The organism is Citrobacter sp. VF227 (assembly GCF_052950715.1).
This window is the reverse complement of the sequence record NZ_JBRFVF010000011.1, coordinates 15,897-28,246: the sequence shown is the minus strand read 5'-3', so window position 1 is coordinate 28,246 and position 12,350 is coordinate 15,897. Positions and strand designations below refer to the sequence as shown.

Below are 12,350 nucleotides of genomic sequence, written 5' to 3'. Positions count from 1 at the left end.
TTGCGCGGGTCCGGCATGGTAGGAATAAAAAATCCCCGCATTTGCGGGGATTTTTATTGGCAGGTTATTCCCACTCTTGCAGGTAACGTTGGCCGTACTGGTCGGCCACCAACAGGGCAGCATACACCTGATCTGGGGTTGCGCCGCCAGGCATGTTGTGGATGGTTTCGCCTTCTGCACAAGCGGCTTCTGCCACAATGCGCATTTTCGTCGGGATATCCTGTTTGATATCTAGCTGCGCCAGCGTAATTGGCAAACCAACTGAATGGCACAGCGCCGCAACGGTTTCAATTTCATCGACCGGCGCGTTTTCCAGCACCAGTTGCGTCAGCGTACCGAAAGCCACTTTTTCACCGTGGTAGTAGTGGTGCGCATCCGGGATTGCCGTCAGTCCATTATGAATGGCGTGTGCCGCAGCCAGACCACCGCTTTCAAAACCGACGCCGCTCAGATAGGTATTGGCCTCAATCACACGCTCCAGCGCAGGCGTGACCACATGCTGCTCGGCGGCCAGCATCGCTTTTTCACCTTCTTCTATCAGCGTATTAAAGCACAGCTCAGCCAGCGCCAACGCCGCCTGAGTACATTGACCGCCTGCCATAGTGGTGGCACCGCTGCGCGAACAGGCGCGTGCTTCGAACCAGGTCGCCAGCGCATCGCCAATACCCGCGGCTAACAGACGCGCCGGTGCGCCCGCGACAATTTTAGTATCAACAATGACCCTGTCCGGGTTGTTCGGCAGCAACAAATAGCGGTCGAATTCACCCGCGTCGGTGTAAATAACGGACAGCGCGCTACACGGTGCATCGGTGGAAGCGATGGTTGGCGCAATGGCGACAGGCACGCTCATAAAGTGCGCCAGCGCTTTGGCGGTATCCAGCGTTTTACCGCCGCCAATACCGAGTACTGCGCCACATTGCGCTTTTTCCGCTACGCCGCGCAGACGGTCGATTTCGTTTTGTGAACACTCGCCGCCAAATGGTGCAATCTCCAGCGTCAGTCCGGCATCCTGGAAGCTTTTTTCCAGTGCTGGCTGGGCGAAGCCTAAGACAAACTTGTCCCCAACGACCAGCCAGCGCTCTGCCAGTGGTTTGAGGTAGCTGCCAAGACGGGTAATAACATCGGCACCCTGGATGTACTTACCAGGCGATTGAATAATGCGATCCATACTTTATTTACCTCACAGGTTGATGTGACCAAATGCGTTGTTCCAGTCCTGCTCAAACTTCTCTATTGCTGACTCTACCGCAGGGGTATTGAGCATTTGTTGCGCTACGTCTAATGGCAGAGTGATTGCTTCACATCCTGCCAACAAGCAATCCAGCGCCTGACGCGGAGTTTTAAAGCTGGCCGCCAGTACCATGCTGTTTGGCGCATGCAGTTCCAGCAATGTTTGCAGTTCTTGTACCGTGCGAATTCCATCGCCGCCCTGAGCATCAATACGGTTAACGTAAGGCGCGACGTATTTAGCTCCCGCCAGCGCTGCCAGCAGCCCTTGAGAGGCGCTGTACACAGCGGTTCCCAGCGTGGTGATACCTTCCTTTTTCAGCATCTTGATTGCGGCCAGACCTTCAGACGTTACGGGGATTTTCACTACCAGGCCGGGTATAGCGTGACTCAACCGTTTGGCTTCCTCCACCATGCCCTGCGCGTCGCGGCTCATAGTTTGGGCAAACAGAATGCTCTCTTTGCCAATGGCGTTTTGCAGGCGCGGCAGCACATTCCAGATGGATTCTTTGCTTGCTGCCACAATGCTTGGGTTGGTGGTGACACCCGCGATAGGAAAGATGCGTGCCAGACGTTCAACTTCCGCGACGTTGGCGGTATCAAGGTAAAGTTCCATACAAAAACACCCTCTTTAAAGTTCAAGTTCATGTTGCAGCAGGCTGGCGATAGCCTCGGCAGAGGCGGCGTTAACCAGCGCGTTGCGGAATTCTTCGTGCATAATGCGGCGTGCCAGGCGCGAGAAGATACGCATATGCTGGTCACCTGCGGCGTGCTTGTTGAGCGTCAGCATAATGATGAACTGCGCATCGTCATCGCCCCAGCGTACCGGTGCTTTAAGGCGCGCCACGCTGATGGTCGACTGCTCAATATGTTCAGATTTGCTGTGTGGAATGGCAAAGCTAAAGCCCAGACCCGTGGAGAACACCGCTTCGCGAGCCCACAGATCGGTCTCCAGCTTGCGCGGGTAACGGCAGCGATTGGCCAGCAGCAGATTGTCGGTCATGCCTTTAATGACCTCTTCTTTGCTGCGCCAGTCGCTATCCAGTGTGATGCACTCGGCGGTAACCAGAGGCGTATCCTGTTGGGTCATGCGGAACTGGGCCAGCAGATGTTCCACTTCGAGTGAGGTGCGACAGGCCATCGCCTGATTCAGCAACTGACGGCAGGCGCGGCTGTCGAGTTGCGCCATGCGTGCTTTAGCGGCGGGAATTGACGGGGCGCTCATGCTGATCTCGTCCAGCCCCAATCCGATCAGCAGGGGTAGCACTGAACCTTTGGCGCCCAATTCGCCGCACAGGCCAATCCATTTTCCTTGACGATGTACCGCCTGCACGGCGAAATCCAGTGCGCGCAGGAAGGCCGGATTCAGGCTGTTGTAGTGGCGGGTGACTTTGGCGTTGTCGCGGTCGACCGCCAGCAGATATTGCGTCAGGTCATTGCTGCCAATACTAAAGAAATCAATCTCTTCACAGCATTGATCAATGATGAACATCACTGAAGGAACCTCCAGCATAATGCCAAGCTGGATCTTCTCATCAAACGGGATGTGTTCATTACGCAGCTGCTGTTTGGCTTCAGCCAGTTTCTCTTTGACCCACAGGATCTCTTCCATCGAGGAGATCATCGGGATCATGATTTTCAGGCTACCGTGGGCCGATGCGCGGAGGATTGAGCGCAACTGGGTGGTGAACAGCGCGGCATATTCTTCATAGATACGCACCGCACGATAGCCGAGAAACGGGTTCGCTTCGGCAGGAATATTCAGGTAATCAACGGGTTTATCACCACCGATATCCATGGTGCGTACAATAATGCTGCGCCCCTGTGCAGGCTCCAGCGCCTGGCAGAAAATGTTGTATAGCTCATTTTCATTCGGGGCGCAGGAACGGTCCATATAAAGCATTTCTGTACGGAATAACCCAACCGCTTCGGCACCGTTACCAAAGGCGGATTGCGCCTCCACGGAGTGGGCGATGTTAGCGGCGACTTCCATGCGGATGCCATCCGTCGTACGCGCCTCCTGGGTCAGCCAGATACGTTGCTGTTCACGCAGAGCATTTTGTACACGCATTTCCTGCTGATAGTAACGTACGACGGGTTCATCTGGTGCAACGATAATCGCGCCTGCGTTCCCATCGATATAAACCATTTTCTGCAGCCATGGCGTCAAGACTTCAATATCTACGCCAACCAGCGTAGGAATGTTGAATGAGCGGGCGAGAATCACCGTGTGCGAGGTGGTACCGCCGCTTTTCAACAACAAGCCTTTCAGCAGTGTTTTGTCCAGTTCGAGGAACTGGCTGGGTGTGAGTTCATCAGCCATACAGACAGTCGGCTGGGTCAGCTTCCCCGGTGCGGGGAAACGTTGTTCGCCATAAATTTGCTGCAGGAGCTGGAAACAGACGTCGCGTACGTCCAGCGCACGTTCCTGTAAATAACTGCTGCTGGAGCGGGTGAATTCATCACAGAAATGCCCGGCGCTTTCGACAACCGCCTGAGCGCAGCTTAACCCGCGTGATACTCCGGCAAGCAGGTGCTGACGCAATGATGTATCGCCCGCCAGCGAGCGATGTGCTTCCAGAATCGCACTGGTCGCGCCGTCGCTGTCGAGCAAGCGGAATTCAAGGTTTTTCATCAGTAGCGTTAAACCGTTATCCAGCGCTGCTTGCTCGGTTTCAATGTCTTTCGCGGATGGGAGGGAATCCAGCGCGTTGAGATCCAGTGAGGAAAGCCGGTTCAGAACACCGCCTGCACTGCCGCTGCAAACGGCGCGAGCACGAAACAGCTGAGGATTCAGGTTGGTCAACGATGCGGGAAGCGGCTCCAGTTCGCTGTTTTTGATCTCCGCCAGCGGCGCATCACAGTGTGGAAACTCATCACGCAGCCACTGGCTCAGTCGCTGATGGGTAGCCAGCTCATCAGCGCCTGAAATCAACAGCTTGCAGCTATCGCCAGCCAGCGTGTCGGTGCCAATCAACGCGAGCGCGCTTTTGGCATTGCCCTTACGGTCGGTGCGCAGGTTATGCCACTCAATGTGTGAGGTAAACGTATTGCACAGTGTCTCAACGTGGCTTGCCGGACGGGCATGTACGCCATTGGGCAGCTCACAGGTAAATTCCACAATCAGGGCCATCGCCTCTCTCCCATAACGAGTTCTCGCTACAGGATAAAAGGGCAACGCCTGAGCTTGCCATGTGATAAATCTGCCAAAAACTGGATAAATGTAATGTAACCATCAAAGTGAGATATCCCTCACAAGTCAGTGTGTTCCTTATAAATTCCGAGAAGCCGCAAGTTATGAGGCGGATCGCATTTTTGTACTGATATTACAAAAATCCAGCAAATGGCCTTTTTATCCACTGTTTGCGTCGCTACGGATTGCCTATTGTTTTCCCCAACAACCTTATGGATATGGGCTGTAGGCAGCCCGGGAGCGACTTATGAAAGAGTTGGTGCAGATCCTGAAAAATACCCGTCAGCACCTGATGACCGGTGTTTCGCATATGATCCCTTTTGTCGTGGCGGGTGGTATTTTACTGGCGGTCTCCGTCATGCTGTATGGCAAGGGCGCGGTACCGGACGCCGCAACGGATCCTAATCTCAAGAAGCTGTTTGATATTGGCGTTGCAGGGCTGACGCTGATGGTGCCATTCCTTGCCGCGTATATCGGTTATTCCATTGCCGAGCGTTCCGCTCTGGCCCCTTGTGCGATTGGCGCATGGGTGGGAAACAGCTTCGGCGCAGGTTTTTTCGGCGCACTAATCGCCGGGATTATTGGCGGTATTGTCGTCCATTATCTGAAGAAAATCCCCGTACATAAGGTATTGCGTTCGGTAATGCCTATCTTCGTTATTCCTATCGTCGGCACGTTTATTACCGCAGGCATCATGATGTGGGGCTTGGGAGAACCCGTTGGCGCATTAACTACGAGTCTGACCGAGTGGCTGCAGGGGATGCAGCAGGGGAGCATTGTCGTGTTGGCCGTTATTTTAGGCCTCATGCTGGCATTTGATATGGGTGGTCCCGTCAACAAAGTTGCTTATGCCTTCATGCTGATTTGTGTGTCGCAAGGGGTTTATACCGTGGTCGCTATTGCCGCTGTGGGGATCTGCGTGCCTCCGTTGGGCTTAGGGCTGGCGACGCTGATTGGCCGCAAGAATTTCTCTTCTGAAGAACGTGAAGCCGGTAAAGCCGCGCTAGTGATGGGCTGCGTTGGCGTAACGGAAGGCGCGATTCCATTTGCCGCCGCCGATCCGCTGCGCGTTATCCCATCCATTATGGTTGGCTCAGCCTGTGGCACAGTAACCGCCGCCCTGTTTGGCGCGCAGTGTTATGCCGGTTGGGGTGGGCTGATTGTTCTGCCCGTTGTGGAAGGAAAACTGGGTTATATCGCGGCGGTTGCCGTTGGTGCTGTGGTGACCGCCGTGTGCGTTAACGTACTGAAAAGTCTGGCACGGAAAAAAGTGTCTCAGGTCGAGCAGAAAGAGGACGATCTGGATTTAGATTTTGAAATGAATTAAGTGAGGAAAGAGTCATGACTAAGATTATCGCAGTAACCGCATGTCCTTCTGGCGTTGCTCACACCTATATGGCAGCCGAAGCGTTGGAAAGCGCCGCTAAAGCCAAAGGTTGGGACGTAAAGGTTGAGACTCAGGGGTCGATCGGTCTGGAAAACGAACTGACCCCGGCGGATGTGGCTGAGGCCGACATGGTCATTCTGACCAAGGATATTGGTATTAAGTTTGAAGAGCGTTTTGCGGGCAAAACTATCGTTCGCGTCAACATCAGCGATGCAGTGAAACGCGCCGACGCCATCATGAACAAGATTGGCGCACACCTTGCGCAAACCGCTTAACTTTAGAATGCCCGATGGCGCAAGCTTATCTGTCCTACGCTATTAATCCTGTAGGTCAGATAAGGCGTTCACGCCGCCATCAGGCAACAAGCTTGCCCACAGGAGTTTTTCATGACCAATCGCATCCAACGTTTGAAAGCCGCTCTGTTTCAACATAATCGTGAAATCTCACTTGAGCGCGCGCAACTGTATACCGCCAGCCATCAGCAGACGGAAGGGGATCCGGTCATTCTGCGTCGGGCGAAAGCAACCGCGTATATCCTTGAGCACGTTGAAATTTCGATTCGTGATGAAGAGCTGATTGCAGGCAACCGTACCGTTAAGCCGCGGGCGGGAATAATGTCGCCGGAGATGGATCCGTACTGGCTGTTGAAAGAGCTGGACCAGTTCCCGACGCGTCCGCAGGACCGTTTTGATATTAGTGACGAAGATAAACGTCTCTATCGTGATGTGCTGTACCCGTACTGGGAAAAGCGCTCGATGAAGGATTTCATCAACGGTCAGATGACCGATGAGGTAAAAGCCGCCGTCAGCACCCAGATTTTTAGCATTAACCAGACGGACAAAGGGCAGGGACATATCATTATTGATTATCCGCGCCTGCTGAATCATGGACTGGGAGAACTGATATCGCAGATGCGGCAACACTGCGAGCAGCAGCCGGATAACCACTTTTATCAGGCTGCGTTGCTGCTGCTTGAAGCTTCGCAAAGCCATATTCTGCGTTACGCTCTGCTGGCAGAAAAAATGGCGGAAGATTGCCCGGATGCGCAGCGTCGTCAGGAACTGCTCGCCATTGCCGCAAACTCCCGCCACAACATGCAGCACAAGCCGCAAACCTTCTGGCAGGCATGCCAGCTGTTCTGGTACATGAATATTATTTTGCAGTATGAGTCCAACGCCAGCTCGCTTTCGCTGGGGCGTTTCGACCAGTATATGCTGCCGTTCTACCAGACCTCACTGACTCAGGGGGACGATCCGGCTTTCTTAAAGGAGATCCTCGAATCATTGTGGGTAAAGTGCAATGACATCGTATTGTTGCGTTCTACCAGTAGCGCGCGTTATTTCGCTGGATTCCCGACGGGATATACCGCGCTGCTCGGCGGATTGACGGAGAACGGACGCAGCGCGGTAAACGTTCTCTCATTCCTCTGCCTTGATGCTTACCAGAGTGTACAACTGCCGCAGCCAAATCTTGGCGTGCGCACCAATGCGTTGATTGATACACCTTTCCTGATGAAGACGGCGGAGACCATTCGTCTTGGCACCGGTATTCCGCAGATCTTTAACGATGAAGTAGTGGTGCCTGCGTTTCTGAACCGTGGCGTATCGCTGGAGGATGCGCGGGATTACGCCGTGGTCGGCTGTGTGGAGCTGTCGATTCCGGGCAGAACTTACGGCTTGCATGACATTGCCATGTTCAACCTGTTGAAAGTGATGGAAATCAGTCTGTATGAGAACGAAGGCAACAGCGCGCTGACGTATGACGGTCTGCTGGCGCATATTCGCGCCAAAATTAGCCACTACATCACGCTAATGGTGGAGGGCAGCAATATCTGCGATATCGGCCATCGTGACTGGGCGCCGGTACCGCTGCTCTCTTCGTTTATCAGCGACTGCCTGGATAAAGGTTGTGATATTACCGACGGCGGCGCACGCTATAACTTCTCTGGCGTGCAAGGTATTGGTATCGCCAACCTGAGTGATTCTTTACATGCGCTTAATGGATTGGTGTTCGAACAGCAGCGCTTAAGTTTTGACGAGCTGCTGTCGGTATTAAAAGACAATTTTGCCACGCCGGAAGGTGAAAAGGTACGCGCCAGGTTGATCAACCGTTTTGAAAAATACGGCAACGATATTGATGATGTGGATAACATCAGCGCTGAACTGCTACGTTTTTACTGTAAAGAGGTAGAAAAATACCAAAATCCGCGCGGTGGGCAATTTACGCCAGGTTCGTATACCGTTTCTGCTCACGTGCCGCTGGGTTCGGTAGTGGGGGCGACGCCGGATGGCCGTTTCACCGGAGAGCAACTGGCAGACGGTGGCCTGTCGCCGATGCTGGGACAGGATATGCAGGGGCCGACTGCGGTGCTGAAATCGGTCAGTAAGCTGGATAACACATTGCTTTCAAACGGTACCTTGCTGAACGTGAAGTTTACGCCAGCTACCCTTGAAGGAGAAGTGGGATTACGCAAGTTGGCAGATTTCCTGCGTGCGTTTACTCAACTTAAGCTACAGCACATCCAGTTTAACGTGGTGAATGCCGAAACATTGCGCGAGGCACAGCATCGTCCGCAAGATTTTGCCGGGCTGGTGGTGCGCGTGGCGGGTTACAGCGCCTTCTTTGTCGAGCTGTCGAAGGAGATTCAGGATGACATCATTCGTCGCACCGCGCATCAGCTGTGAGGTTGTGGAGCAGTGCGACGATGAAGCCGCACGCATCTTCAACATTCAGCGTTACTCGCTAAATGATGGGCAAGGCATTCGCACAGTCGTCTTTTTTAAAGGCTGTCCGCACACCTGCCCGTGGTGTGCTAACCCCGAATCTCTCTCTCCACGTATTGAAACGGTACGACGAGAGAGTAAATGCCTGCATTGTGCGCCTTGCCTGCGTGATGCTGATGAATGCCCTTCCGGGGCGTTTGAACATATTGGCCGTGATATCACGCTGGATGAGCTGGAACGCGAGGTGCTGAAAGATGAACTCTTTTTTCGCACCTCAGGTGGCGGAGTGACGCTTTCCGGTGGTGAAGTGCTGATGCAAGCGCCCTTTGCCATCCGCTTTTTACAGCGTCTGAAGCGGCTGGGGATTAGGTGCGCTATTGAAACTGCAGGTGACGCCCCGGCCAGCCGCCTGCTTCCGCTGGCAAAAGCATGCGATGAAGTGTTGTTTGATCTCAAAATTATGGATGTGGCGCAGGCGCGCGAGGTGGTCAATATGAACCTGCAGCGCGTGCTTGAAAATTTGCGGCTGTTAGTGAGGGAGGGAATCAATGTGATTCCCCGTTTGCCGTTAATTCCTGGATATACGCTCAATGCGGAAAACCTGCGACAAGCTTTGACGCTGCTGACATCCTTAGGCATAAAACAGGTTCATCTGCTACCGTTTCATCGGTATGGCGAACCGAAATACAGCCTGCTCGGCCTGCCCTGGTCGATGAAAGATGTGCCCGCGCCATCGGCGCAAGAGTTGGCTGCATTGCGTGGGATGGCGGAACGCGCTGGTTTTCAGGTAACCACAGGAGGTTAATATGACAGTCGCACCTGTACGATATCTGGTTGCGGTTACCGCGTGCGTAAGCGGCGTGGCACATACCTATATGGCTGCCGAACGGCTGGAGAAGCTCTGCCAGCAAGAGAAGTGGAGCATTAAGATTGAAACTCAGGGCGCGCTGGGAACCGAAAATCGCTTAACGGAAGAAGATATTAACCGCGCTGATGCGGTGTTGCTCATTACCGATATTGAACTTGCGGGGGCGGAACGCTTTACGCAGAGTCGATACGTGCAGTCGGGCATTAGCGCTTTTCTGCGTGAACCACAACGGGTGATGAGTGCAGTACGAAAGCTGCTGTCAGCGCCGCAGCACACACATCTTACTCTGGAGTAGTTTTTTTCTCCGTCAACTGGCTGTGATACTGCCGACGATACTCTGACGGTGAACGTTCAGTATTCTTGCGAAACAGGCGGCAGAAGTAGTTGCTGTCAACAAATCCACAGGTGTGTGCTACTTCTTTGATCTTCAGCTCGTAACCCTTTAACAGCGTTTTTGCGTGTTCCAGTCGCGTATGATTCAGGTATTCGTTAAAACCGATTGCGCCCGTTTTTTGAAACAGGTGGGAGAGGTAATTGGGTGAAATGTAAAACGCCTGCGCAACGGATTCTCGGGTGAGCGGCGCAGCGTAACGCTCGTCAATATAACCGCGAATGGCTTCGAAAAGGGCCTGGCTGCGGGATGCGGTCTGGATCTGGCTGCCGAGCAGATCGCGACAATGGCTCAGCAAGCTCGCAACGATTAACCTGGCCGTTTGCTGTTCTTGCGGCTGCATTTGCATCTCATGGAGCGTTTGCAGCAGAAAAGAACCAATACGTGGCCCGCGCCGTGCGACGTGTTGGCGGGTAAGATTTTGATATTGCTTGCCGTCCCACTGGACGATGCTGAAACCCAGTTGCTGTTTGCCGAACAGAATGCTGAGTGTTGTGACCGGTGTGACCCACTGCGGATAGTTCCAGCCGCCAGCCGGAACGAACAAGACATCGCCGGGGGTAAGCACCTTATCAACGCCAGAATCCGCAAATTCACCTTCCAGCACAATTTCCAGCCGGGGAAAATCGACCTGATACGCCAGTTCCGGTGTTGTGCTAGTGGTGCTGGCAAAATACACCTGGCGCAGCGGTGCGGGGCCGTTAATCAGGCGGGAGAGAAGATGGCTTACGTCGTGATACATGTTAATCCCTTGCAGGCAGCAGACAGGGAAACAGTAACCGCCATCCTAAAAAAAGGCCACTCTTTAAGAGTGGCCGGTGCGAGAGTTACTGATTACCGATCTGATCGCCGTAAGGCAGGGAATCGTAATCTATCAGGGCATTCTTCTTGTACGGATTGCCAATCCAGCGGGTTGTCTCTTTGAACTGCGGGTTGGTAATGGCGCGAGTTGGATCGAAACCATCGTAGGTGAAGCCCGCTAAGTCAGACCAGGTGTGGATAAGCTCAGAGCTGCTGTATTTACGATTCACATCCTGTGAAAAGTCACGTGGATGCGCGGCCTGCCATTTTTCCGAGGTCCACAACAGGAACGGCACCGTATACATATGGCGCGTTGGGCTGTCCTCATTACGACCTTGCGTTTTGTGCGGTGGCGTATCGTAAACCTCTTCACCATGATCGGAGAAGTACAGCAGGAAGCCGTTCGGATCGGTCGCTTTATAGTCTTTGATCAGACTGGCAATAATATGATCATTGTAGACATTCGCGCTGTCGTAATCGTTGTAGGCTTCCAGCTCATCGTTACTCAGGCCAGCGGGAACATTGTCGATATTATTGTCGAACTTACCCTGGCCATCCGGATAGCGGAATTTGTACTTAATATGCGTTCCCAGCAGGTGCACGATGATGAACTTTTTCGGCGCCGGGTCGGCCAGCACTTCTTTAAATGGTGCCAGCACGTTGCTGTCATATTCGCGTGCGCTTTGCGTACGCTGCTGGTTCATATAGAACTGCTTATCCGTCTGCTTAGAGAACACGGTCAGCATGGTGTTGCGGGCCGTCATTGTCTGCTGATTGGTGATCCAGAAGGTTTTATAACCCGCTTGTTTCATCATGTTCATCAGAGACGGCTGAGTCAGATACAGATCCGGGTTCTTCTCGTTAGCGAAGGTCAGCGCCTGCTGCAGGATTTCAATGGTGTACGGACGTGAGGTCACAACATTATTGAACACGGTGAAGTTAGGATCGGATTTATGCAACGCATCCAGTTCTGGCGTCGTTTCACGCGGGTAGCCATACAGGCTCATGCGGCCACGTTGCGTTGACTCGCCAATCACCAGCACTAGCGTACGCGGTGCGTCACCTGAGCTGTCTTTAAAGTTGGCCAGTGGTGGCAGGGCATTGTTCTCATTCAGCAGGCTATTGAGCGAGGTCAACTGCTGACGATATTGATAATACCCGGAGATGAATTGCCACGGCGCGGCGGGCTCCATACGTGAAGCAAGGCCATCCAACGTTTTTTCAAACGGTTTTTGTTTGATGAAGGTGTTCACCGTCATTGGATGCAGAATCAAACCGTATAAAAGCGCAAACGACACCAGGTAGCGCCAGGGCGATGGAATATGTACCGGGCGCAGGCGCGTCCATAGCAGAATTGCTATTGCCGTATAGGCCAGCGCAATTAAGACGATCTTCAGACTGAAGTATTGACTCAGGTACTCGCTGGCTTCGTTAGCATTGGTTTCAAACATCACGTACAGAACGCTTTGCGAGAACTCTTGCCCGTAAATGACGTAATAGCTCAGAGCAGCCAGCGAGGCCGCCCATAGCACTATGCCAATGACGGCAGCAATAATGCGGATACGGTTTGGAAATAAAAATACCGGGATCAACCACAGCGAGCTGAACAGCAGGGAGTCGCGTAGGCCGGTAGATCCGCTATAGCCGCTGAAATAGATAACGGCCTGCAGTAATGAGGAAAAAAACCAAAAATAGAGGAGCGCCCAACCCAGGGCTTTCCAGCTAAACGCGGGTTTAGACTGGAGTTGTAAGGATTGCAT

At 53.3% G+C, this 12,350-nt stretch carries 10 protein-coding genes; 5 read left to right on the top strand and 5 right to left on the bottom strand.

Annotated elements, in window-relative coordinates:
* Positions 1-64 precede the first annotated feature (64 nt).
* The 3 genes from gldA to ptsP are packed head-to-tail and all read right to left on the bottom strand — an operon-like array spanning position 65 to position 4,360.
* A complete protein-coding gene (gldA, locus tag ACU8YC_RS21885) occupies positions 65-1,168 on the bottom strand; it encodes a bifunctional L-1,2-propanediol dehydrogenase/glycerol dehydrogenase (RefSeq protein ID WP_151218459.1) in 1,104 nt (367 codons plus the stop codon).
* Positions 1,169-1,180: 12 nt separating this feature from the next.
* A complete protein-coding gene (gene fsa, locus ACU8YC_RS21880; RefSeq protein ID WP_446895745.1) occupies positions 1,181-1,843 on the bottom strand; it encodes a fructose-6-phosphate aldolase in 663 nt (220 codons plus the stop codon).
* A 15-nt stretch (positions 1,844-1,858) separates the two neighbouring features.
* A complete protein-coding gene (gene ptsP / locus ACU8YC_RS21875) occupies positions 1,859-4,360 on the bottom strand; it encodes a phosphoenolpyruvate--protein phosphotransferase (RefSeq protein WP_446895744.1) in 2,502 nt (833 codons plus the stop codon).
* Positions 4,361-4,667: 307 nt separating this feature from the next.
* Here ptsP and ACU8YC_RS21870 point away from each other — a divergent pair, with 307 nt between their 5' ends.
* From ACU8YC_RS21870 to ACU8YC_RS21850, 5 genes are all read left to right on the top strand, one after another.
* The gene (locus ACU8YC_RS21870; RefSeq protein WP_151218462.1) at positions 4,668-5,747 is read left to right on the top strand and encodes a PTS fructose transporter subunit EIIC; all 1,080 of its coding nucleotides are present in this window, start codon (positions 4,668-4,670) and stop codon (positions 5,745-5,747) included.
* A gap of 14 nt (positions 5,748-5,761) precedes the next feature.
* A complete protein-coding gene (locus tag ACU8YC_RS21865) occupies positions 5,762-6,082 on the top strand; it encodes a PTS fructose-like transporter subunit IIB (protein ID WP_187254038.1) in 321 nt (106 codons plus the stop codon).
* A gap of 111 nt (positions 6,083-6,193) precedes the next feature.
* A complete protein-coding gene (locus ACU8YC_RS21860; RefSeq protein WP_446895743.1) occupies positions 6,194-8,491 on the top strand; it encodes a formate C-acetyltransferase in 2,298 nt (765 codons plus the stop codon).
* Positions 8,457-9,335, top strand: a complete 879-nt coding sequence (locus ACU8YC_RS21855; protein ID WP_446895742.1) for a [formate-C-acetyltransferase]-activating enzyme — start codon at positions 8,457-8,459, stop codon at positions 9,333-9,335. The genes ACU8YC_RS21860 and ACU8YC_RS21855 overlap by 35 nt, the downstream gene beginning before the upstream one ends.
* A gap of 1 nt (position 9,336) precedes the next feature.
* Positions 9,337-9,693: a PTS fructose-like transporter subunit IIB gene (locus ACU8YC_RS21850; protein WP_151218465.1), complete on the top strand. Its 357-nt coding sequence runs from the start codon at positions 9,337-9,339 to the stop codon at positions 9,691-9,693.
* Here the strand turns inward: ACU8YC_RS21850 and ACU8YC_RS21845 are convergent.
* The gene (locus tag ACU8YC_RS21845; protein WP_151224168.1) at positions 9,680-10,531 is read right to left on the bottom strand and encodes an AraC family transcriptional regulator; all 852 of its coding nucleotides are present in this window, start codon (positions 10,529-10,531) and stop codon (positions 9,680-9,682) included. The two genes, ACU8YC_RS21850 and ACU8YC_RS21845, sit on opposite strands and share 14 nt — an antisense overlap.
* Before the next feature lie 85 nt (positions 10,532-10,616).
* On the bottom strand, positions 10,617-12,350 hold the full coding sequence (locus ACU8YC_RS21840; RefSeq protein WP_151218467.1) for a phosphoethanolamine transferase CptA: 1,734 nt from the start codon (positions 12,348-12,350) through the stop codon (positions 10,617-10,619).